This window comes from Ruegeria sp. CF1 (assembly GCF_056537445.1).
In genome coordinates this window covers 55,224-78,234 of sequence record NZ_JBQFRN010000004.1, presented here as the reverse complement: position 1 = coordinate 78,234, position 23,011 = coordinate 55,224, and the positions used below count along the sequence as shown (strand labels likewise).

At 56.9% G+C, this 23,011-nt stretch carries 23 protein-coding genes; 13 read left to right on the top strand and 10 right to left on the bottom strand.

Features of this window, described 5'->3' with window-relative positions:
• Window positions 1-9: 9 nt before the first annotated feature.
• The 6 genes from lnt to miaB form a co-directional block, all read right to left on the bottom strand.
• Window positions 10-1,542 (bottom strand): apolipoprotein N-acyltransferase, encoded by a 1,533-nt coding sequence (gene lnt, locus ACRZ96_RS09545; RefSeq protein WP_170636459.1) that lies wholly within the window; start codon window positions 1,540-1,542, stop codon window positions 10-12.
• Entirely contained in the window at window positions 1,539-2,423 is an 885-nt protein-coding gene (locus ACRZ96_RS09540; RefSeq protein ID WP_170397541.1) for a hemolysin family protein, read from the bottom strand. Before ACRZ96_RS09540 ends, lnt begins: the two co-directional genes overlap by 4 nt.
• 36 nt (window positions 2,424-2,459) lie before the next feature.
• Window positions 2,460-2,954: an rRNA maturation RNase YbeY gene (gene ybeY / locus ACRZ96_RS09535; RefSeq protein ID WP_170404552.1), complete on the bottom strand. Its 495-nt coding sequence runs from the start codon at window positions 2,952-2,954 to the stop codon at window positions 2,460-2,462.
• Between the two features lie 41 nt (window positions 2,955-2,995).
• Window positions 2,996-4,018 carry a PhoH family protein gene (locus ACRZ96_RS09530; RefSeq protein ID WP_170404555.1) on the bottom strand — a complete coding sequence of 341 codons (1,023 nt, stop codon included), beginning with the start codon at window positions 4,016-4,018 and terminating at the stop codon, window positions 2,996-2,998.
• Between the two features lie 146 nt (window positions 4,019-4,164).
• Entirely contained in the window at window positions 4,165-4,929 is a 765-nt protein-coding gene (locus ACRZ96_RS09525; protein WP_170397562.1) for an outer membrane beta-barrel protein, read from the bottom strand.
• A 165-nt stretch (window positions 4,930-5,094) separates the two neighbouring features.
• A complete protein-coding gene (gene miaB, locus ACRZ96_RS09520; RefSeq protein ID WP_480814440.1) occupies window positions 5,095-6,414 on the bottom strand; it encodes a tRNA (N6-isopentenyl adenosine(37)-C2)-methylthiotransferase MiaB in 1,320 nt (439 codons plus the stop codon).
• A 120-nt stretch (window positions 6,415-6,534) separates the two neighbouring features.
• On the opposite strand from miaB, the gene ACRZ96_RS09515 reads away from it, so the two are divergent.
• Window positions 6,535-7,398, top strand: a complete 864-nt coding sequence (locus tag ACRZ96_RS09515) for a hypothetical protein (RefSeq protein WP_480814439.1) — start codon at window positions 6,535-6,537, stop codon at window positions 7,396-7,398.
• Window positions 7,399-7,401: 3 nt separating this feature from the next.
• Here the strand turns inward: ACRZ96_RS09515 and ACRZ96_RS09510 are convergent, their stop codons facing one another.
• Complete coding sequence (locus ACRZ96_RS09510; protein ID WP_223117640.1) at window positions 7,402-8,199, bottom strand: phytanoyl-CoA dioxygenase family protein; 798 nt, start codon at window positions 8,197-8,199, stop codon at window positions 7,402-7,404.
• Between the two features lie 85 nt (window positions 8,200-8,284).
• Here ACRZ96_RS09510 and ACRZ96_RS09505 point away from each other — a divergent pair, with 85 nt between their 5' ends.
• Entirely contained in the window at window positions 8,285-9,181 is an 897-nt protein-coding gene (locus ACRZ96_RS09505) for a LysR family transcriptional regulator (RefSeq protein WP_480771658.1), read from the top strand.
• A gap of 3 nt (window positions 9,182-9,184) precedes the next feature.
• Here ACRZ96_RS09505 and irrA read toward each other — a convergent pair whose 3' ends face one another.
• Window positions 9,185-9,601 carry an iron response transcriptional regulator IrrA gene (irrA, locus tag ACRZ96_RS09500; RefSeq protein ID WP_170397577.1) on the bottom strand — a complete coding sequence of 139 codons (417 nt, stop codon included), beginning with the start codon at window positions 9,599-9,601 and terminating at the stop codon, window positions 9,185-9,187.
• 187 nt (window positions 9,602-9,788) lie between these two features.
• Here irrA and fabA point away from each other — a divergent pair, with 187 nt between their 5' ends.
• The 4 genes from fabA to ACRZ96_RS09480 are packed head-to-tail and all read left to right on the top strand — an operon-like array spanning window position 9,789 to window position 12,603.
• A complete protein-coding gene (gene fabA, locus ACRZ96_RS09495) occupies window positions 9,789-10,298 on the top strand; it encodes a bifunctional 3-hydroxydecanoyl-ACP dehydratase/trans-2-decenoyl-ACP isomerase (RefSeq protein ID WP_170397581.1) in 510 nt (169 codons plus the stop codon).
• Between the two features lie 30 nt (window positions 10,299-10,328).
• The gene (fabB, locus tag ACRZ96_RS09490; RefSeq protein ID WP_480771659.1) at window positions 10,329-11,558 is read left to right on the top strand and encodes a beta-ketoacyl-ACP synthase I; all 1,230 of its coding nucleotides are present in this window, start codon (window positions 10,329-10,331) and stop codon (window positions 11,556-11,558) included.
• Between the two features lie 5 nt (window positions 11,559-11,563).
• Window positions 11,564-12,355 (top strand): enoyl-ACP reductase FabI, encoded by a 792-nt coding sequence (locus tag ACRZ96_RS09485; RefSeq protein WP_170397587.1) that lies wholly within the window; start codon window positions 11,564-11,566, stop codon window positions 12,353-12,355.
• 59 nt (window positions 12,356-12,414) lie between these two features.
• Window positions 12,415-12,603, top strand: a complete 189-nt coding sequence (locus ACRZ96_RS09480; RefSeq protein ID WP_480705656.1) for a hypothetical protein — start codon at window positions 12,415-12,417, stop codon at window positions 12,601-12,603.
• 11 nt (window positions 12,604-12,614) lie between these two features.
• On the opposite strand, the gene ACRZ96_RS09475 is transcribed toward ACRZ96_RS09480, so the two are convergent.
• Window positions 12,615-13,043, bottom strand: a complete 429-nt coding sequence (locus ACRZ96_RS09475) for an FKBP-type peptidyl-prolyl cis-trans isomerase (protein ID WP_170397592.1) — start codon at window positions 13,041-13,043, stop codon at window positions 12,615-12,617.
• 124 nt (window positions 13,044-13,167) lie between these two features.
• Between ACRZ96_RS09475 and ACRZ96_RS09470 the strand changes: the two genes are divergently transcribed.
• The 7 genes from ACRZ96_RS09470 (at window position 13,168) to ACRZ96_RS09440 (ending at window position 19,803) form a co-directional block, all read left to right on the top strand.
• Window positions 13,168-13,854, top strand: coding sequence for a haloacid dehalogenase type II (locus ACRZ96_RS09470; protein WP_170511492.1), 687 nt, complete (start codon window positions 13,168-13,170; stop codon window positions 13,852-13,854).
• Complete coding sequence (locus ACRZ96_RS09465; RefSeq protein ID WP_480814438.1) at window positions 13,854-14,681, top strand: alpha/beta fold hydrolase; 828 nt, start codon at window positions 13,854-13,856, stop codon at window positions 14,679-14,681. Before ACRZ96_RS09470 ends, ACRZ96_RS09465 begins: the two co-directional genes overlap by 1 nt.
• Complete coding sequence (locus ACRZ96_RS09460) at window positions 14,678-15,652, top strand: threonine/serine dehydratase family protein (protein ID WP_170424423.1); 975 nt, start codon at window positions 14,678-14,680, stop codon at window positions 15,650-15,652. The genes ACRZ96_RS09465 and ACRZ96_RS09460 overlap by 4 nt, the downstream gene beginning before the upstream one ends.
• Window positions 15,653-15,727: 75 nt before the next feature.
• Window positions 15,728-16,516: a 3-oxoadipate enol-lactonase gene (gene pcaD / locus ACRZ96_RS09455; protein WP_170511495.1), complete on the top strand. Its 789-nt coding sequence runs from the start codon at window positions 15,728-15,730 to the stop codon at window positions 16,514-16,516.
• A gap of 11 nt (window positions 16,517-16,527) precedes the next feature.
• A complete protein-coding gene (locus tag ACRZ96_RS09450) occupies window positions 16,528-17,241 on the top strand; it encodes an alpha/beta fold hydrolase (protein ID WP_480814437.1) in 714 nt (237 codons plus the stop codon).
• Between the two features lie 214 nt (window positions 17,242-17,455).
• Window positions 17,456-18,550 carry a Zn-dependent alcohol dehydrogenase gene (locus ACRZ96_RS09445; RefSeq protein WP_170511497.1) on the top strand — a complete coding sequence of 365 codons (1,095 nt, stop codon included), beginning with the start codon at window positions 17,456-17,458 and terminating at the stop codon, window positions 18,548-18,550.
• Between the two features lie 20 nt (window positions 18,551-18,570).
• Window positions 18,571-19,803 carry a mandelate racemase/muconate lactonizing enzyme family protein gene (locus ACRZ96_RS09440; protein ID WP_480705668.1) on the top strand — a complete coding sequence of 411 codons (1,233 nt, stop codon included), beginning with the start codon at window positions 18,571-18,573 and terminating at the stop codon, window positions 19,801-19,803.
• Between the two features lie 23 nt (window positions 19,804-19,826).
• Here ACRZ96_RS09440 and ACRZ96_RS09435 read toward each other — a convergent pair whose 3' ends face one another.
• Window positions 19,827-22,868: an ABC transporter transmembrane domain-containing protein gene (locus ACRZ96_RS09435; RefSeq protein ID WP_170511501.1), complete on the bottom strand. Its 3,042-nt coding sequence runs from the start codon at window positions 22,866-22,868 to the stop codon at window positions 19,827-19,829.
• Window positions 22,869-23,011: the final 143 nt, after the last annotated feature.

The window sequence follows — 23,011 nt, the reverse complement described above, 5'->3', positions numbered from 1 at the left end:
CGAATACGCTTAGCGTTTGACAGGGTCAATCGGAAATTGGTCGTTTACGCGCCGGGCGTACCGACATAGCAGCGCAAATAGCACCAACAAAGCTAAAAATACCGGACTGTCTCCAATTCGAGAATAAACGGTAGGGGCATGAGGACGCGGCAATTCGGCGTCGATAAACCCCGCCTGCCCAAGCGCCAGCGCCTCGGTGATCCGCCCCAATGGGCCAATCATTGCCGAAACTCCGGTATTGGCCGAGCGCAACATCGGTAGGCCTTGTTCGATTGCACGCATCTGCGCCTGGGCGAGGTGCTGATACGGGCCGGAACGCGTTCCGAACCAAGCGTCGTTTGTAATCTGCAAAAGAAAATCCGCACGATCCGGCGCGGATAAAATATCCTGCGTGAATACCGCCTCGTAGCAGATCAGCGGCAGCGCCTTGCCAAGCACGCCTACATCCATCAATGCGGCACCTGGCCCCGCGCTAAAGCCATTCCCTGTGGTTGCGGCCATCCCGTAGATACCGAACCGTGCCATCACTTCACCAAATGGCACGTATTCCCCAAAGGGCACCAGGTGATGTTTATCGTATAGCCCGTCTTGCTGACCCTCCTCATTTAGATAGATCATCGAGTTATAGATCTGCTGCCCATCGGCACGCTGAATGCCCAAGACTACCGGGGCGCCCTGTGCCGCTTCGCCAATTGCTGAAAGATAGGGCTGTGCGCTGCCCAGCCATGCTGGGACCGAGGTTTCCGGCCAGACGATTAGGTCTGGGCGGGGCTCGGCCGCTGTGAATTCAAGTTGGCGTGCGAAAAACACTGACGCATAGGCAGGATCCCATTTCTGGTGCTGGGGTGCATTGGGTTGAATCAGCCGCACGATATGACCAGAGGGCATGACTGGAGGTCGGTTCGCTGCATAGAGCAAAGCCAAGGCCGCACAGCCTGCGGTCAACGCGATAGGTACAACGATGCCGCTTCGGGTACGATTGCTGAACAAGGCTGCGCCCAATGGCACTGTGGCAAGCAGTGTCAGCGCTCCCAATCCATAAGGGCCGACAAGTGACAGAGTCTGGGCAAATGGCGTATCTACCCAAATCTGCGCGATGCCTGCCCAAGGAAATCCGGTCAGAATGTAGCCACGCGCAAACTCGACCAGCGCCAGCGTTACAGACAGCAATGCCCCCTGCAAGACGGGCGCTCCACCGATGCGTTTCGAAACTCCGAAGGCCAACGCCCAGAACAAGGCCAACCCGCCCGACAAGAAGATCAGAGCAAAAGGGGCCATCCACGCATGGCGTTGGACATCAACCAGAAACGGCTCGATAATCCAGCTTAATGCGTGCGCAAAATAGCCCGTTGCGAAGACCCAACCCAGCAAAACCGCTCGACGATTTGTCTCAGTGCTCAGATACAACGGCGCTATCAGCACCAGCGACAGCAAGCTTATTGGCCAATATCCCAATGGTGCCTGACCACTGGCCGCTGCGACACCCAACAGCGCCGCCAGCACCAACCGCAGCCAAAAGGGCCACCCCTCGGCAGGGTTCATGCAACAATATCCGGCAGCATGACACGCAACCGTTTTATGCGGCGCGGGTCTGCGTCAATGACCTCGAACTCGGGCCCTTCGGGGTGGCATACAACCTCACCACGCGCCGGAACCCGCCCCGAGAGCATGAAGACCAAACCGCCCAATGTGTCGATCTCTTCTTCGTCTACATCTTCGTGGCTGGTCAGAGAGCGGCCAATCTCGGCCTCGAACTCTTCAAGTGGTACACGCGCCTGAACCACGTAGCAGCCGGGTTTCTCTTGTATCCATAGCTGATCTTCGTCGGCATCATGTTCGTCGGCGATTTCTCCGACAACCTGTTCAATCAGATCTTCGATAGTCAGCAAACCATCGACTCCACCGTATTCATCGATCACCAGAGCCATATGGCGACGTTCTGTCTGCATCTTGGTCAGCAAAACGCCAATTGGCATCGATGGTGGCACGAACAGCAATGTCCGCAGCATCGACCTCAGATCGAACTCGGAAGAGTTGCCGTTAAAGCCATGAGTCAGCGCAAAGTCCCTGAGATGCACAAACCCCAATGGCGTATCCAAAGTGCCATCGTAAACCGGAATGCGTGACAAGCCGCTGTCGCGGAAAATCTGGACAAGTTCGTCTTTCGGGGTTGTCGAGGGGACCGATACGATTTCGGCTGTTGGGATCGCAACATCTTCGACCCGCATTCTGCGCAGGTTGATCATGCCCCTTGGCTGAGCGCTGACGACCTCTGCCCCGTTTAGCTGGCTGGTCTCTTCGCCCTGAGAAGAAAATACGTCGATGAGTCGAGAAAAAAGCCCGCCTCTTTCGTCGCTGTCATTGCTGCTGTTCTGAGAATGCGCGCCATGCGCCGCCCTAGAACTGCCGTCTGTTTCGCCCATTATCCTGTTCCAAATGATCGGGCAAAGGTGCCCATGTCATACATTATATGGGTCATCTATACCCAGTTTGCCAAGTATCTCGACCTCGACCCTTTCCATCAAAGTGGCGTCGAGGTCACGAATGTGATCATACCCCAGCAAATGTAGTGTACCGTGAACGATCAGATGCGTCACGTGATCGTCGGTGCTTTTGCCGGCTTCAGCTGCTTCGCGCGCGCAGGTGTCATAAGAGATCGCAATGTCGCCCAGCACGATTTCGCCAGTAAAGTCAGGTTGCGGAGCCGGCGGAGTGTCTCCCGCCCGATCCGGGGCCAGTTCTTCGGCAGGCCAGCTGAGGACGTTGGTCGGCGTGGATTTTTCACGAAATTCAGCATTCAATTCAGCGATCCGTGCATCATCGCAGCCCAGCAAGCTGATTTCGCATTGATCCGCCTCAAGATCGCAATACTCCAGAACAGCAGCAATTGCGCGCGTGGCCAAAGGCTCCAGCCCGCGCCAGCGATCATCCTCAAGCGTGATTTCCAGATTCATACCTTTGGCTCCGAGCCCAGCTTCAATCGGCGCCTTGAAAGTTATCCGGTTTCGCGCCCCGCATCGGCCTCATACGCCTCGATAATGGCGGCGACAAGCGGATGGCGGACGACATCTTTCGAGGTGAAATAGTTGAAGCTGATATTCGGGATCGTTTTCAGCAACCGTTCGGCATCCTTGAGACCCGATTGCACACCGCGCGGCAGGTCAACCTGAGACCGGTCGCCGGTGATAACCATCCGACTACCTTCACCAAGCCGGGTCAGGAACATCTTCATCTGCATCGTTGTGGCATTCTGCGCCTCGTCCAGCACCACAAATGCATTTGCCAGCGTACGACCGCGCATGAAGGCAAGCGGAGCAATCTCGATCCGCTTTTCTTCGATCAGCTTGGCAAGTTGTTTTCCGGGCAGGAAATCATTCAGCGCATCATAAAGCGGCTGCATGTAGGGATCGACCTTATCCTTCATGTCACCGGGCAGGTAACCGAGCTTTTCACCGGCCTCGACCGCCGGACGGCTGAGAATGATGCGGTCAACGTGCCCGCCAATGAACATGGACACCCCGACCGCAACGGCCAGATAGGTTTTGCCGGTGCCCGCGGGTCCAATGCCAAAGGCCAGTTCGTTGTTGAACAGCGACTGCACATAGGCCTTCTGGGCGTCGGTGCGCGGCTCGACCAGTTTTTTGCGTGTCTTGATCTCGACCGTGCCACCCTTGAACATCTCAAGCTGGTCACCATCGCGCGTGCCAGTTCCGACCTCGGAATTGCCCATGCGCAACTCGCGGTCGACATCTGCGGCTTCCACATCACGCCCACCTTCGAGCCGTGTATAGAGGGCCTGTAGAACCTCAATCGCCTGCTTTTGCGAATCCTCGTCGCCCAGCACGACAAGCTGATTGCCGCGTCGCACAATCTGCACCGAGAGCTTCTGTTCGATATCGGTCAAGTTGCGGTCATACTCTCCGCACAAATCGATCAATAATCTGTTGTCTGGAAATTCAACAAGCGCCTCACGCTGGGGCATGTCATCTTGCGGTGGGGTCAGGGCACCGATGGCCAATCCGTTCTCCTGTCTTGGCGGTTCACCTTGAGCGTAGACAAACTGAAGAGGTAGACGCAAGCGGCAGTTTCAAAATTTGCACACCTCATGACAAATGCGCCGATGAACGCTGAAACAGCCAACTTTAAACGCCAATCGCGCGGATATCAGAATGTATAGTTCAACCCGATCCGCAGTCCGCGATAGCTTGGCGTCGATTTGGTCGAGAATGACGGACCCAGTTCGACCGTTTTTGATTCGAACTGCAGGTACTCGATCTCGCCGGTGATCGACCAATTTTCGTTCAGTTTGTGTTCAGCGCCCAAGCTGGCCGAGAAACCTTGTCGGCGGTCCTCGCTCTCAAATCGGCTTGTCCCGCTTGCATCAGTTAGTGAGCCTGACGTGGTGATATCGCCGCGGACATAACCCACAGTCACGAAATAGAGGACACTGCCGCTGCGGTTGGTAAGCCCGTTCCGCAGGCGGATGGACAATACATCCGATATCGCGGATCTGCCGCTGACCTCTGCCCCGCCGGATCGGGACGAGGTGATGTCATCGAGCGTGCCAAAGTCATAGCCGACTTCCAGCCCATACACATAGTCGCGCCCACCTCTGGCTGGCAGAATACCGCGCCAGCCACCGCGAAAACCTGCGAAATTTCCGCTTGGCTTAAGGTCGCCCGCAGCAAACGTGTCTCCGTCGTTCACGCGCAGGCCAAACTCGTCCGAACCGCCCGAGGCATGTCCGGCGCTGACCCCCAGATAGAACGCATTGACGTCGCGCGCGAAACGCTGAGACGAGATTACGTCGGGCTCAGTGACTTCCCCGACGACATCGCCGGCCAAAGTCGGGGCAGCGCAAGATAGCAACACGACAGTCGCCGACAAAACACGGGAAAGGTTTACACTCGGAAAACGTATCCAGCTCACTACTCGTACCCTCCGCAAAGGCGGGCCGTCAGGCGGGGTCGGTGCGTTTGTCGACACCCAAAATTCGGCCCAGAAAAATCTAGCCTTCCTCGGAACATAGTTCCAAGCCATAAATCAAGGGTTAAATTTCAAGGCGAAAACCCTTTGCGGGCAAGCCACAAGGGATCAGACCAACTCACCACCCAGCGAGTTCGCGCCAGACGATTTTATCCTTACCTTACGTAAGTCGCCGCTCGTGATATCAGCGTCCGCGACGTGAACCGCATGCAGATACTCGGATTTTCCAACCATCTGGCCCGGTTGCCGCCCAGGCTTTTCAAACAGGACATTAACTGTCTTTCCGACCATCGAGTCCTGAATCTCGCGCTGGTGGCGCGTGATCAACCCTTGCAAGCGCTGCAGGCGTGCATCCGCCACTTCGGCCTCGACCTGTGGCCGTTCTGCTGCAGGTGTGCCGGGTCGCGTCGAGTATTTGAAGGAATAGGCGTAGCCGTATTTGACCTCTTCGACCAAATCCAGAGTGGCCTGAAAATCCTCTTCCGTCTCTTCCGGGAAGCCCACGATGAAATCGCCGGACATCAGAATATCGGGGCGCGCTTTTCGGATACGCTCGATCAATCGCAGATAGCTTTCAGCCGTATGGCTGCGGTTCATCCGCTTTAGAATTTTGTCCGACCCCGACTGCACCGGCAAATGCAGATATGGCATCAACTTCTCACAGGTGCCATGCGCTTCGATCAGCGCATCATCCATGTCGTTCGGGTGCGAGGTGGTAAAGCGTATGCGCTCTAGCCCGTCGACCTTGTTCAATTCCCAGATCAGACCAGCAAGGGTCATGTCTCCGTCCGGTCCAGCCCCGTGATAGGCATTGACGTTCTGCCCCAGCAGCGTGATCTCACGCACACCGCGTTCAACCAGATCGCGGGCCTCACGCAGGATGCGATCTGCCGGGCGGCTGACCTCGGCCCCGCGTGTATAGGGCACAACGCAGAAGGCACAGAACTTGTCACACCCCTCCTGCACGGTCAGAAATGCCGTCGGTCCGCGCTTGGCCTTGGGGCGGTTCTTGAGCTTTTCGAATTTGTCTTCTTCGGGGAACTCGGTATCCAGCGCCTTTTCACCCGCGCGCGTCTTCGCCTCCATCTCGGGCAGGCGATGATAGCTTTGCGGCCCCACCACCAGATCGACAAGCGGCTGGCGGCGGATGATTTCCTCGCCTTCGGCCTGAGCGACGCAACCTGCGACACCGATTTTAAGTTCCGGCTTTTCCGCCTTGAGGCCCTTGAAACGGCCCAGTTCGGAATAGACTTTCTCAGCTGCCTTTTCTCGTATGTGGCAGGTATTGAGCAGGATCATATCCGCATCATCGGGCGATTTGGTCTCGACATAGCCCTGTCCGCCCAGCGCTTCGGCCATGCGTTCGCTGTCATAGACGTTCATCTGACAGCCATAGGTCTTGATAAACAGCTTTTTCGGTTCAGACATGGGTTGGCCTTTGCAGTCGCTGGGTCGGCGTCGTCTATACGTATCGAACGCCGCTTGCAATGCTGGCGCAATTACCCGAATTTGGCGGGAATTTCCAGCAAGGCGGCAACGAAACCAACGATGCAGTACGAATCCCTTGATCACCTTCTGAAATCCGATCGGTCGATCCTGAGCAAGGGACCCGTGGCACTGATATTTGCCGAAGATGATGTCGAGCTAGAAGGGACGCTGCACCATCATTTGAAGCTGGGGTTCAAATCCGTGATCACATTCCTGCCCCAGGAATTCACGCTGGATGAAGCGCTGGGGGAAAGGGTTCATCGAGTGACGATGACCTGCGCGCCCAGAACCGTCGTATTTGAGGCCGTCAATCGGATCATTCAGGCGGCTCAAGGCACGTGGGTATACTACTGCTACAACTCTGAATATCTGTTCTACCCTTTCTGCGAGACCCGCTCGGTCGGAGAGTTGCTGGCCTTCCATTCTGAAGAACGGCGCCAGGCCATGCTGACCCATGTGATCGATCTTTATGCGAATGATCTGACGGCCTATCCAAATGGAGTGGCCCCCGACCACGCAATGCTGGACAAGACCGGATACTACGCCCACACGCGGCATGACGCATCTGGCAAGCCGCTAGAGCGGCAACTGGATATGTCCGGTGGTCTGCGCTGGCGGTTCGAAGATCATATCCCGTATGAACGACGCCGGATCGATCGGATTTCGCTGTTCAAAGCAAAACCCGATCTGAGACTTCTGCCTGATCACACTTTCAATGAGCCGGAATATAACACCTACGCCTGCCCGTGGCACAACAACCTGACCGCGGCGATCTGTTCGTTCCGGGCGGCCAAAGCATTGAAGACGAACGCCGGATCGACGTTCGATATCTCCAACTTCTGCTGGAACCATTCAACTCCGTTCGAGTGGGATTCGCGCCAATTGCTGGATCTGGGCCTGATCGAATCGGGCCAGTGGTTCTAGGTTCTAACGCTGTAGCAGAACTGGGAACCAGTCCTCACGCAGCCTTTGCCCAGGCACCATTTCATGTCCCGGAAATGGCGGCGAAGTCCGGCCTGGACGCTCGACATAACGTGCATCATCACCAACCAATCGCAGCGAAAATGCCCTGCGTCGGCTATCGGAAGTATTGCCTCGGGCCCCGTGTAGCGTGCGATAGTTGAAGGCCACTGCATCACCGGGCTCCATTTCAAATTCTACAATCTTCATCCTTTCGGCATCTGGGTCCGGAATCGGCATGTACTGGCCCTCGTCAGGGAAGAAACCTTCTTCCGAGACCCAGCGGGTAGGTAGCACTTCTTTTTCCCAGCGGTGCGAACCGGCAACGCAGCGCAAGGTCGCTTGTTTCACCGGATCCAACGGTGACCAGAAGCTGATATTCTGTTGACCATCCACAAAATAGTATGGCCCATCCTGATGCCACGGCGTTGCCATCGAGGTTCCGGGTTCCTTCACCAGAACATGGTCATGGAACATCTGCACAGATTGCGACTGCATGAGGTCGGCCGCTACTTCAGCAGCAGGAGATTTTTCGATCACTTCACGAAACTGCGGGATACGGGACCAGTTGCAATAGTCGTCAAAAAAACGGCCGGTTTCGCCATCTTTCCTGTTCTCCGAAGCATAAGGACCCGGCTCGGCCATATTCGCGGCAACCCCGGCCCGTAGGGTTTCAATATGATCGGCGAACAGGCCTTTAACCAACACAACGCCGTCCGTCTGGAAGTTGTCGATCATGGCCTGAGAAACAAGAGGGTGAGTCATTGCGGTCTCCTTAGATTTGTCGCCCGATCTGCGCATGAATAAGACATCTGTTCAAATCATATCTTTCAATTTAGGTATTAACTCTATGTTATACCTCACTCTGCGCCAATACGAATATGTTTGCGCCATCGGTCGGCATGGCAGCCTGTCTGCTGCGGCACAACGCCTAAATGTCTCGCAACCTGCCTTGTCCAATGCGCTGACCCGGGTCGAATCACGTTTGGGATATCCACTGTTTGCCCGAAGACGGGGTGCCGCGATGGCGCTGACCCCGCAGGGCCGCAAATTCATCGAAGAGGCCGAGGCCTTGTTGAAGCGAGCTGCGCATTTGGAACAGTCAATGCAGCCGATAACCGGCGAGCGCCGATTACGCCTGGGATGCTTTGTCGATCTGGCACCCTTTCTTCTGGCCCAATCTCTGCACCGCCTGCAAGAAGCTTTGCCCGACGTCGTCCTGACACACGGGGTTGAGACGTTCGAAGGCCTGATTTCCGGCCTGATCGATGGCAGATACGATTTTGCACTCACCTATGACCTCGGCATGGATGCCGGTTTTTCCTGCAAGAAGTTGTTCGACAGCACCCCACACGCACTGCTTTCACCTGATCATACACTGGCGGCGGCCAAGCAGCTAACCCTGACCGAGCTAGCGTCATATCCACTGATTCTGTCTAAAGAGGGTTTGTCTGCACAGCATGTACTCGCGCTTTTCAGACGCAAAGGTTTGAACCCCACAATCTCGCACCGAGCGGAATCATTGGAGCTTTCGCGCAGCCTGGCCGCTCATGGGGAAGGCATCGGGATAAGCTATACCAGCCCTAAAAACGGCTTCAGTTATGATCAGGTCCGCGTGATAAGCCTGCCGATCACCGATCCAGATGCAACCGAATCTGTTGTATTGGCACGGCATGGCACGGGGCCGACAGATCCAATGATCATGCAGGCTGAGCATGCGTTGGTTACGTTGTTATGTAAGGATTAGAGGTTACTTCTTCCGCAGGCGGATCACCACATCGACCGATGCGATTTCGACGCCTTCAGGAGCTTCCGGCAATTGTTGGATCACCAATTGGTCGGATGGTGCATCGCTCAGACGGCTTTCGTCTTCCCAATAGAAATGCGGATGGTCATGCGTGTTGGTGTCGAAATAGCTTTTGGACCCGTCAACAGTTATCTCTTGAAGCACCCCGGCATCGCAAAACGCCCGCAATGTGTTGTATACGGTCGCCAGCGAAACCGCGTCACCTTTGGCTTTTGCGGATTCAAACAGGCTTTCCGCTGTCACATGACGATGCAGACCGTCGCCCACAAGCAATTCGGCCAAAGCAACCCTTTGGCGCGTGGGGCGCAAACCTGCGTCAACCAACCAATTTGCAGCGATCTCACGGCTCTGAGGTGTCATGAATCCGATACCTGTGTTTTGCTGCCCTTAATATAAGTGTGCCCTGCCTGCAATTTCAAATGAAATTCATTCGCAAAGAATATTGTAGTCACAACAAGATATGGAGTGCTGGTCTTGCAGGACCTTGCATACGGGTGATAGACGAGGCCAGATGTAATAAACGGACCCAGGCAGGAGAGGCGGCAGAATGGCCCAATTCCCGAGCAGTTTTGACAAGGACGATCTGCTGAAATGCGCCCGCGGCGAACTATTTGGCCCTGGCAACGCGCAGTTGCCGGCTCCGCCGATGTTGATGATGGACCGCATTACCGAGATTTCCGGCGACGGTGGAGCGCATGGCAAGGGTCATGTGCTGGCCGAATTCGATATCACACCTGAGCTTTGGTTCTTTGACTGCCATTTCCCTGGCAATCCGATCATGCCCGGCTGTCTGGGCCTGGACGGTTTGTGGCAACTGACCGGCTTCAACCTCGGCTGGCGCGGCTGGCAAGGACGTGGCATGGCAGTTGGCGTCGGAGAGGTCAAGTTGACCGGCATGGTGCGCCCGGACCGGAAGATGCTGACCTATAAGATTGATTTCAAAAAGGCGATCCAGACGCGCCGCCTGACCATGGGTGTGGCAGATGGCATCGTCGAAGCCGATGGCGAATTGATATACGACGTCAAGGATATGAAGGTCGTTCTGTCAGACGCCTGAGCCTGACCGGCCGCAATAAGGAGTACGCACATGCGTCGAGTAGTCGTCACCGGTCTGGGGGTTGTGTCCTCGATCGGGAGCAATGCCGAAGAGGTGCTCGCCTCGCTCAAAGCAGGCAAATCCGGCATCGTAGCAAGCGAACAGATGGTCGAGCACGGCTTTCGCAGCCAAATCGCCGGTTCGCTGAAAATCGATGTGGCCGATCACGTGGACAAGCGGACCCTGCGGTTCATGGGTCCGGGTGCTGCCTATGCCCATATCGCGATGAATCAGGCCATCGCGGACGCCGGGCTGACCGAAGATCAGGTGGTCAATCCGCGCACAGGTCTGGTGGCAGGTTCGGGTGGACCATCGACCAGCGCGATGTTGACCGCGCACCAAACCGTGCTGAAAACCGGCGCAACCAAACGGATCGGCCCGTTTGCAGTGCCAAAGTGCATGTGTTCGACGATTTCTGCGAACTTGGCGACCGCGTTCAAAATCAAAGGTATCAACTACTCGATCACCTCGGCCTGCTCGACCTCGCTGCACTGCATCGGCAATGCGGCTGAACAGATCATGCTGGGCAAGCAGGATGTGATGTTCGCAGGTGGAGGAGAAGAGTTGGACTGGACCCTGTCCTGCCTGTTCGACGCGATGGGTGCGATGTCGTCCAAGTACAACGACACACCTGATAAAGCCTCGCGTGCATTCGATCAGAACCGCGACGGATTTGTGATTTCCGGCGGTGGCGGCATCGTGGTTCTGGAAGACCTCGAGCATGCGCTGGCACGCGGTGCGAAAATCTATGCCGAAGTAACCGGCTATGCCGCGACATCTGATGGGCACGACATGGTGGCACCATCCGGCGAAGGCGGCGAGCGCGCGATGCGTCTGGCGCTGTCGACTGTACCCGAAGGCCGCAAGGTCGGCTACATCAATGCCCATGGCACCTCGACCCCAGTGGGCGACGTCGGAGAAGTCGAAGCCGTACGCCGTATCTTTGGTGAAGGCAGTGTGCCTCCGATTTCATCGACAAAATCGATGACCGGTCACGCGCAAGGCGCAGCGGGCGCGCTTGAGGCGATCTTCTGCCTGCTCATGCTGGAACATGATTTCATTACTCCGTCGATCAATGTCGACACACTTGCCGACGGCATCCTGCCCGGTGAAATTGCAACTCAAGTGGTTGAAAACGCAGGCTTGGACAGCGTGATGACCAATAGCTTCGGCTTTGGCGGCACCAACGGATCCATGGTTCTGTCGAAGTATAACGGGTGAACAAGATGTCGGATATTCTCAAGGGTAAACGCGGCCTGATCATGGGCGTGGCTAATGACCGCTCTATCGCGTGGGGCATCGCCAAAGCCATGCACGAAGCAGGCGCTGAGCTGGCTTTCACCTATCAGGGCGAGGCGTTTGGCAAACGGCTTGAACCGCTGGCCCAAAGCTTGGGCAGCGACTTCATGGTCGATGCGGATGTGACCGATGATGATTCACTGGATCGCGCGTTTGGCGAGTTGTCCGCCCGCTGGCCAACAATAGATTTTGTTGTCCACGCTATCGCTTATTCGGACAAGTCCGAACTGACCGGTCGATTCTTGAACACCACGCGGGCAAACTTCAAACACTCGCTGGATGTGTCGGCCTATTCGTTCATCGAAGTTGCACGTCGCGCCTATCCGCTGATGAAGGACAATGGCGGCACATTGTTGACCCTGACCTATCAGGGATCGAACAAGGTTGTGCCAAACTACAATGTCATGGGCGTCGCCAAGGCTGCGCTGGAATCGGCGACGCGCTATCTGGCGAACGATCTGGGCCCCGAGGGTATTCGCGTGAACGCCATCTCGCCCGGCCCGATGAAAACATTGGCGGGTGCGGCTATTGGTGGTGCACGCAAGACCTACAAGTTCTGCGACCAGAACGCACCGATGCGTTCGAATGCCACGCTGGAGGCCGTCGGAGGCACCGCCGTGTATCTTGCGTCCGACGCCGGCAGCTATACTTCGGGTGAGATCATCCGCGTCGACGGCGGGTATCATATTCTGGGCATGCCCCAGCCAGAGGCCATGTGACTATATCTTTCCCTGCGGGTGCCAAGATTTGAACATCTTTGCCCCGCAGGGATTACGATATGAGCAAACTTGAACAGATCCTTGCGAGCAACACGCGCTCGCCAGCTTTGAAACGCAAATCAGGAAGCGGACGTGCGCGTCTTTTGCTGCTGATTCTCACATCGCTGCTGATTGCCTTTGTGTTTCTGACCCAACCGCCCGTGCGCGATGCGATTGAGCCGTTGTTGTCACATATGCCGGGCCTTTGATCCAATCAGCATCAGTTGATCGAAACGATTTCGATATCGAAGACCAGATCTTGCCCCGCTAGTGGATGATTTGCATCCAAGGTCACTGTCGCCTCATCTACCTCGACGACAGTCACTGGCAATGCCTGACCGTCAGGAGTTTGCATCTGTAACTGCGTGCCGGGTTCAAGCGGAATGTCATCCGGGATGCCTTCACGCGGGATCTGCTGCCGCATGCCCGGATTGATCGGGCCATAGGCGTCAACGCAATCGATCTCGACACGCTTCTTCTCGCCAATCTCCATGCCCGGCAGGGCAGCGTCCAGACCGGGTATGATCTGCCCGGAACCAACCGCAAACTCCAACGGATCGCGCCCCTCGGAACTGTCGAAGACTTTGCCGTCCAGCAGAGTTCCGGTGTAGTGGATGCGAACCGTGTCGCCTTGTTTGATTGCGGTCATGATGGCCTCCGGCCTGAAAAGAAATGAACGGCGCAGCCTAGAGGCTGACACAGCATTGTAAACCCTGCCCTCTTTAACCCCGGAACCGGTTGTGATTATCTGCGCCCGATCAGGGGAGGATCGGATGGCTATCACCACGTGTGTATTCGACGCTTATGGTACTCTGTTTGACGTGGCCGCCGCCGCCAGGCAGGCCGCAACAGAGCCCGGATTTGAAGCGTTGGCTAGCAAATGGCCCGAGTTGGCCAATCACTGGCGTCTGAAGCAACTGCAATATACATGGTTGCGTGCTGTCGCTGATGCGCATTGTGACTTTTGGGATGTCACGCAAGATGGGCTGGATTGGGCCTTGGAAGCGGTAGGCCTTCAGGGGGATAACACCCTTCGGCAGCGTCTGCTCGATTTGTATTGGGAGTTGCAGGCCTATCCCGAGGTCCCCGATATGTTGAAGGCGCTGAAGGCCGGTGGGTTGCAGACCGCCATCTTGTCCAACGGTTCACCCCCGATGCTGAACGGGGCGGTGCAGTCTGCCGGGATCGGTGATGTGCTGAATGATGTTCTGTCGGTCGAAAGCGTGGGGGTCTTCAAACCCCATGCCAGCGTATACGATCTGGTGCAGAACCGCTTCGGCTGCGCGCGCGATGAAGTGCTGTTCGTCAGCTCAAACGGGTGGGACGCTGCCGGGGCAAGCGGCTATGGATTTGTCACAGCTTGGGTCAACCGCGCTGGCGAACCAATGGATCGCCTGCCGTGGAAACCTGCACATGTGCTGCCGGACCTGACGACGATCCCGCAATTGGCAGGACTTTGATGGCATATTTCACCACCTCGGACGGCAAACGCCTGTACTATGAAGATACCGGCACGGGCCATCCTCTGCTTTGCCTGGCCGGTTTGACGCGCAACTGCCGCGACTTTTCATTTCTTGCGCCACATATGAGTGATCTTCGTATGATTGCGATGGATTATCGCGGGCGCGGCAAGTCCGATTTTGATGCGAACTACATGAATTACAACATCCTGCGCGAGGGGCTGGATGCGGTTGAACTGCTGGATCAACTGGGCTTGAAGAAAGTGACCCTGTTGGGCACATCACGCGGGGGGCTGGTCGCCATGGCGCTGGCCGCCAGCCATCCTGACCGGCTGGCATGTGTTATCCTGAACGACGTTGGCCCGGTGATCGAACCCGGTGGCATTGCCAAGATTATGGACTATGTCGGCAATCCCCCAAGTTCACAATCCTATGATGAGGCTGCGCAGGTCCTGCACGCGATGATGGCACCTCAGTTCCGGGGCATCGCTCAGGACGTCTGGAAACAGCAGGTAGAACATCAATACATTCAAATCGATACCGGGCTACAGCTGCGTTATGACCCCGCATTGCGACAAGCGCTGATCGAGCAGGCCGCCATCACCCCGGCACCGGACCTGTGGCCTTTGTTCGACGCCCTGAGCACGATCCCCACCGGCGTGATCCGCGGTGCAAATTCCGACTTGTTGAGCAAAGCCACGGTGCAGAAGATGCACGCACACCACCCCGAATTGATCTCGACAGAAGTGCCGGGCCGAGGACATGTCCCGTTCCTGAACGAGCCTCAATCCCTAGACCTGATCCGCAAGATACTGGACGCCAAATGAGCAACATAGACATGATCGAAGCCGCCGCCGAGCGGCTGAAAGGTCACGTACGCGAGACGCCGCTTCTGTCATCACCCTTTCTGGATGAAATCGCGGGTCGCCGCGTTCTGATCAAACCCGAATGCCTGCAACACACCGGCAGCTTCAAATTTCGCGGCGCGTGGTCAGCTATTTCGGCATTGGATGAAGCGGCGCGCAACCGGGGCGTCATCGCCTATTCCTCGGGCAATCACGCACAGGGTGTTGCCTATGCAGCGGCTCAACATGGAATCTCGTCCGTCATCGTCATGCCCTCGGATGCGCCGAAGCTGAAGATTGAAAACACCCGCGCGCTGGGCGGTGAGGTCGTCCTTTATGACCGCGCCAGCGAAAGCCGCGAAGACATCGGCGAGGCATTGGCTGCCGAGCGCGGTTTGACCTTGATCAGGCCTTATGACGAACCGCAAGTGATCGCTGGCCAGGGAACAACGGGACTGGAGCTGGCACGTCAGGCACGGGCGCTGGGCGTGACCGAAGGTGACGTGCTGATCTGCTGTGGCGGCGGCGGGCTGACATCTGGTATCGCGCTGGCGTTAGAGCGTCACGCGCCCGGTCTGCGCCCTCGTCCATGCGAGCCTGAAGGGTTCGAAGACGTGAAACGCTCGCTGGCAAGCGGGACGATCCAAAGCAACGACGCTACTTCGGGAAACATCTGCGACGCAATCCTGACGCCACAGCCGGGGCAGATAACCTTTCCCATCCTGCAGCGGCTTTGCGGCCCTGGTCTGTCGGTATCTGAACAGGAATCCCTACGCGCCATGGCCTTTGCGTTTCTGCGTCTGAAGATCGTGCTGGAACCCGGAGGAGCGGTTTCGCTGGCCTCTGCCCTGTTTCGCAAGGATCAGATTGATGGGAATGCGGTGATCGTAGTCGCCTCGGGCGGCAACGTGGATCCGCAGATCTTTGAACGGGCGTTGGAATTCCTTACCTGACAATCGCTTACAGCCGGTGCAAAATCCGGTTGTAGTCGTTTTAACGGAAACCCTGAGCAGACGGGGACGCTAAACATGCATATCGCTGACCTCAAAGATGTTCGGATACATTACCGAATTGATGGCGACGACGCTGGCGCCCCCATCGTGTTTGCTAATTCACTGGGCACAGATATGCGGCTGTGGGACCCGATATTGCCGCTACTGCCCAAAGGCCTGCGCATCATTAGGTACGACAAACGCGGGCACGGATTGTCATCAGCACCCTCAGCGCCCTATTCCATGGGAAATCTGGTGCGCGACGCCGAGCAATTGCTGGATTATCTAGAGGTCAAGGATTGCGTATTCGTGGGTCTGTCCGTCGGTGGCATGATTGCGCAGGGCCTGGCGGTCAAGCGTATGGATCAGATCCGCGCGCTGGTGCTGTCGAATACGGCCGCCAAGATCGGCACTCCCAAGATGTGGCAGCAGCGTATGGATGCTGTCCGTACCGGCGGGATCGAGGCACTGGCGGATGCCACCATGGATCGGTGGTTCTCGAAATCATTTCGCGCCAGCGCCGAGATGACGCTTTGGCGCAACATGATGGTCCGACAACCGGTCGAAGGCTATCTGGGCTGCTGCGCTGCAATCTCGGGCACCGATTTCTATACGCCAACCAGCGGATTGCGCCTGCCGACCTTGGGGATTGCGGGCAGCGAAGACGGCTCAACCCCGCCCGATCTGGTGCGCGAAACGGTCGATCTGATCCCTGGTTCACGCTTTGCGCTGATCCGAAAGGCAGGCCACCTGCCCTGCGTCGAGCGCCCTCAGGACTTTGCCCAATTGATTGGTGATTTTCTGACCGAGATCGGACATATTTGAAGGAGGGATTGTTGGCAGATTTCTTGCTTGTACATGGCTCTTGGCACGGTGCCTGGTGCTGGCGCGATCTGATCCCGGAACTGACCACTTTCGGACATACCGCCCGCGCCATCGATATGCCAAGCCACGGCTCGGACCCGACGCCTATCCGCGATGTCACCCTTGGAACGTGCAGAGATGCCGTGCTAAAGGCTTCGACACCAAAGACCATCATCTTAGGGCACTCGTGGGGTGGATATCCCGTAAGTGCGGCTGCCGAGACCGACCCGAACGCCATGCGAGGTGTGATTTATCTAAGTGCCTATGTTCCGAAATCCGGGCTATCTATGGTCGAAATGCGCAAACGAGCCCCACGCCAACTGATCGGAAATGCCGTCGAAGTATCCGGCGACGGGTTGTCGTATTCGGTGGTACCGGATCAGGTGCACGACCTGCTTTATCACGACTGCGCGCGCGAGGTGGTTGCCTATGCATTCGCGCGCCTGTGCCCCCAGGCGATTGCACCGCAGACTACCCCCCTAGACGTCGGAGATAACTTCGCGCGCGTTCCAAAAGGGCACATCAGAACTACCGATGACCGAATCGTTCCGACCGAATATCAGGCCGAGATGGCGGGCTGCGCGGACCCTGATATGCACCTTACGATAGACAGCTCTCACTCGCCGTTTTTTTCGCATCCTGAGCATCTTGCCGGGTTGATGCACCAGATCTCGCAACGAATGTAGCCAGCCACCGTCGATGTCCCGACCCCGATACGCCGTGCGCCGATCTGTTTGGTTGTCGCACACTGAACCGATGACCCACACAATGCTTATCAATAGGTGGATTCTTTTGCGTCTACCCCACTTTGGCAGAACAACGACACATCCGTGACGGTTTCCACCTTGCAGGTCCCGCCGGGACGGGTCACCGTGATCCCGTTAGGGAGCGGGAAAACACATGCAAACCATCAAAGCAGCCGTATGCCGAGCCTTCGGCGAACCTCTGGTCATCGAAGACATCCTGATTGCACCGCCCGGCATGGGCGAGGTCGAGGTCACGCTGGATGCGGTCGCGATTTGTCATTCGGACATTTCCTTTGCAAGCGGCGCGTGGGGCGGCCACTTGCCCGCGGTTTATGGGCACGAGGCGGCAGGCTTCGTTTCTGCCGTTGGCGAGGGCGCAGGGGATTTCAAACTTGGTGATCCCGTCGTGGTCACGTTGATCCGCGCCTGCGGAAGCTGTCCGTCCTGTGCCGGTGGCAAGCCCACCATTTGTGAGACACCGTATGACACGGTCAAAGGCCCGCTGCAGACTGCCGAAGGTGATGCGCTGGAACAGGCCATGGCGTGCGGGGCCTTTGCCGAAAAGGTAGTTGTCAGCCACCGACAGATCGTCCGCATACCTGAGACCCTGCCCAAGGACCTTGCCAGCCTGCTGTCTTGCGGGGTGATCACCGGTGTTGGCGCAGCGGTCAACGCCGCCCAGCTTCGCCCCGGGCAGGACGTGGTTGTCATCGGCGCCGGGGGCGTCGGCTTGAACGCAATCCAAGGCGCACGTATTGCCGGAGCTCGCCGTATCGTTGCGGTCGATATGACACAGGATAAGCTGGATATCGCAATGGAGTTCGGCGCGACCCATGGTGTTTTGGCCAACCAGAAAGAGCCGTGGAAAGCCGCCTACAAGGCGCTGGGCGGACGTGGCGCAGACGCCGTCTTGATTACAGTTGGTGCAATCCCGGCCTATGATCAGGCCCCGCGTTACCTTGGTCGGGGCGGCAAGGCGATCATGATCGGGATGCCCCATTCTGGTGACATGTCCAGCTACGAACCCGTCGTGCTGGCCGCGCTTGGCCAGGGCATGGTGGGCTCAAAAATGGGCGATGTAGTGATCCAGCGCGACATCCCGTGGATGATCGATCTGTATGAACAGGGGCGGCTGAAACTGGACGAGTTGATCTCGGGTCGCTGGACCCTGTCACAGATCAATGAGGCCATCGAAGACACCAAGTCCGGTGCGGCCAAACGCAACGTGATCTTGTTCGATCGCGACTGAACCCGCAAAAGGAACGCCCGATGAAACTGCAAGATCTCGATGTCATCGTTACTGCCCCTCCGGCCCCGGGTTGGGGTGGGCGCTATTGGATTTTGGTCAAGGTCACCACGGATACGGGCGTGATCGGTTGGGGGGAATGCTACGCGTCCTCGGTTGGTCCCGAGGCCATGACCCATGTCATTCGCGATGTATTCGAACGGCACATGCAGGGCGAAAACCCCGAGAATATCGAGTTGATGTTCCGCCGCGCCTATTCCAGCGGCTTCACTCAGCGACCAGACCTGACCGTCATGGGTGCGTTCTCAGGGCTCGAAATCGCCTGCTGGGACATTTTGGGCAAGGATCGTGATCGTCCGGTCTATGCGCTGCTGGGTGGGCGGATGAACGACCGTATCCGGGCGTATACCTATCTCTACCCACTTCCTCAGCATAACCTGACGGACTTCTGGACTTCACCTGAGCAGGCCGGAGAAAGTGCTGCTGAAATGGTCCGGCGCGGCTATACCGCCGTCAAGTTTGATCCCGCCGGGCCTTATACGATCCGCGGTGGACACATGCCCGCGATGTCCGATATCTCAATGTCGATAGCGTTTTGCAAAGCGATCCGTGAGGCAGTTGGAGACAAGGCCGATCTGCTGTTCGGTACTCATGGCCAGTTCAACACAGCCGGAGCTATACGTCTGGGCCAAGCGCTGGAACCCTTTTCACCACTGTGGTTCGAAGAACCCACACCCCCCGACATGATCGAGGATATGGCCCGTGTGGCGCGCACTGTCCGTATCCCTATCGCAACCGGTGAACGGATGACAACCAAGGCGGAATTTGGCGCGGTCCTGCGCGCCGGGGCCGCCGAAATCCTTCAGCCTGCGCTGGGTCGCGCTGGTGGTATATGGGAGATGAAGAAAGTCGCCGCAATGGCCGAGGTTTTCAACGCCCAGATGGCACCCCATCTGTATGCGGGACCGATCGAGTGGGCGGCGAATATTCATCTTGCGGCGTCGATCCCGAACCTGCTGCTGCTTGAAAGCATCGAGACCCCATTCCACGATCAACTGATAAAGGGAAGCATCCGCGTCGAGAAGGGGTTCGTCACTCCTCCGATCGAGCCCGGCCTTGGTATCGAGGTCGATGAAGGCCTTGCCCGAGCCCATCCCTACAAAGGTGACGGGCTGCACTTACAGATGCAGGAAACACCATGTGACTATGCAAATGGGAATGCGTTTCAAGGCGGGGCACCCGCAACCGAAGGGTAACAATCGACAGGCGAGCAGGCCGATCAGTTCGAGACATACCCCGCGATGACCTGCAACAGTTTAAAGGCTGTGGCTGCATCGTTCTCGACGACCGCCAGAAATTCCTCCTCACCGATCCGTAGGCAGGACAGTTCCGTTTCAGCCACCATGCTCAACGCCCGAGGCTCTTTTCGGATCAACCCCAGCTCTCCCACCAACGCGCCCGCACCAACCGTTGTGATCAGTTGATCGGCCTCGCCCGAACGCGGCAGGTACAATCCTGCCTCGCCCTCAAGGATGACATAGGCGCCATCGGTTGGCTGATCATCCTTCAGAAACACCACCTGGCCAGGTTTCGCTTCGAACCAGCGCGCACCAAAGGCCAGCAGTCGAAGCTGGCGACGGTCGAGCCCAGAGAACAACGGGGTCTGCTCAAGCGCACGCAATTTGCGTACCAGATCGGCAGACGCCGCACCGTCGCCGTCGACGTCGGTTGGGCCTTCACCCGTCACGACCCGGCCCTGACGGATTTCAACATACATGTCGAAAACATCTGGATTTTCGAACGCATCATTTAGATAGATTACAGTAGTTTCGGGCAGCAATTCACGCAGATTTTTATAAACTGCGACCTGTGTCTCCATATCATAGCTGGCAAGCGCGGTTTCCAGGATCAGAATATCCGGCTTTTTGATCGCAGCGCGGGTAAAGGCCAGCGGTTCGGCAAATACCGCAGGCAAGTTCTGGCCGCCAATCGAGACCGGAACATCATAGATCAGTTCCACCACCATCGGTCGCGCCCCGTTCTCGGCCAGAACATCGACGATCAGTTTGCGCGCCTCGTCGGTCCGCGCACCGCCGATCTGGCTGACCTTGCCAAACAGTGCGTTTTCCATGACCGTCAAACCGGGTGCAAAGGCATCTTCATCCAACGGGACGAATACATCGTGCAAGGGTTCCAGCAATTTGGCCGAATGGCTGTGGCGAAGCTCAAGAATGCGGTTCTTCAGCTCATCCGAAAACGCCGGGCCAATCTGCTCGGCCGAGATCACAAATGGCACCGAAAGCAAGCTAGCCAATTGTTCGTCATCCAGCCCGTTTGCGCCTTCCTTCCGGGTTTGCTCGACCAATTCAACCGCGGCCTCGTAGGTCTGGGCCTCAAGCCCCAGCTTGCGAAACAAAGGATGATCTGTTCCATCAAGCCCAAATATCTGGCGCAGCATCTCAATTACGTCGCGTGTCAGGCTGATCAGGGTTTCATCCAACCCCAACTCGCGCAACTGGCCCAGAAACACGGTCTGCTGTGCCAGCAATTGTCGCGTCACCGGAACGCAGGGGGTGGCAAACAACAGGTTCTCAGCAACGGGTAGCGCAGGGTTATACGCGCAGCGATCGAAAATCAGCGCCTGCTGATCAAGCCCGGCCTCGCGCACCGCCTTCTGAACCCGAGGGCGCAATTCGACCAGCTTTGCTGCCAGTTCCGGGCGCTCATTCGCATCAAACACCTGCTCGGCACCGCGCTGAAACAACGCCGCGCCCGAGCCCATGCCATCGATCAGTTTCAGCCACCAATCGCGCAGCCGCGCCGTATCGTCAAAACCCGCCATTCCGGGGTCAAGCCATTCGGCGTTGAATGGATCAGCACTATTGCCTGCCCTCAGCGTCTCGGGGAAATCCGGATCCTCGGTGGACTTGGACAATGGATGTGACCGCATCGGCATCATCACATTTTCACCCAACGTGCCCTGAAACATTATGGGGCGCGAGGTTGCTAGACCTATTCGTTGGGCAACAACGCTTTGATGCAGGCCAGCCATATTGATGCCGCCGATTTCAATACGGCCAGAGGTTGGCAGTATCTCGCGGGTCAGCAACTCGGTCAGCGCATGGCGATCTTCCTCGCTGGTGGCCGAAATGCCGACCGTTTTACCTGCTGGGAACGTCAGGTCCAGATCATCCAAAACCTGATTGCCGTCGATATCACGAACCGAGACTTGATTCAGTACGATATCGCCATTCAGATGTGGACGATCCGCTGGCTCTCCGTCAAACAGGGCCTCATCAATCATTCCATCCGGTGCGAAACGATCAATCACAACATCCCATCGCAGCGACATGTCCTGCGTTTGATTATAATAGGTCAGCAGTTCTTTCCAGGGTGAGCTCAAGTCTTTGTAAGCCGCCAGCGCAGCCACCAGAGCACCCAGCGAAACAGACCCCTGCAACACCAGCAGGCCACCGACAAGGTAGAACATGAATGGCGTCAGCTGCGATATGAAGTTGTTGATGAACTTCATAAAGAACTTCTTCTGATAGATCTCAAAGCGGATGGCGAACAGGCGCCCCAGCTGATCCGAGATCATCGCCCGCCGATAACGCCAACCGCCATTGGCGCGCAGGGTCGAAGCACCGGCAGCGTTCTCGCCGATCTGGGCAGCCAAAACGCGGACCTCTTGAATGCGCTTCTTGTTCAGAAGATTGATCTGGCGTTGCAATCGCGGGATCAGCCAGGCCTGCAGCGGGATCAACGCCACCGCGGCCAGTCCGAACCAAACGCTTTGGAGGAACAGAAAGGACAGGATCGTGATCATTTGTCCGGCCTGCAGCACGGGCTGACTGATCGCATCCCCCATCAGCCCACCCATCGGTTCGCTTTCAGCGGTTATCATCGAGACCATTTCGCCCTGACTGACCCGCTCAAAATATGGTTGTGGGAAGCGAAGCGCGCGGTTGATCAACTGATAGCGAAAGCGACGCAGCATACGCTCGCTCAGAACACCCTTCATGGTGTTGATACGCATCTTCATCAGCCCGTGCGCCAGCACCGCAGCCAGAAAGGCAAAGCACAGGATCATCAGAAAAGTGGTCTGCGTCAGGCTATAACCCCAGACATCGACAATCTGACTTGTCGCGCCGATTGCGTCATTGATGATGCGCTTGGGCAGCTCCAACGTCAGGTAAAGCAAAGGAAACAAGGTCGACGTCACGGCCAGCAAAATCAACTGGTCGCGCTTCGAGTATTTCCAGATGAACTGAAAGATCGATCGTTCTATTGAACCCGCCCCTACTAACGATCCGCCGCTCAAATCACTGATTTTGGCGTGAATACAACGGGCCGAATTTACCGCAATCGTATCCTCGGAAGCAAATGAATTTCCGATTTGCGCCTAATTTGCGTTGTGTGAACAAGTTCATTTGCGCGTTTCGCGTTTACCCCCTAATCTCCTGA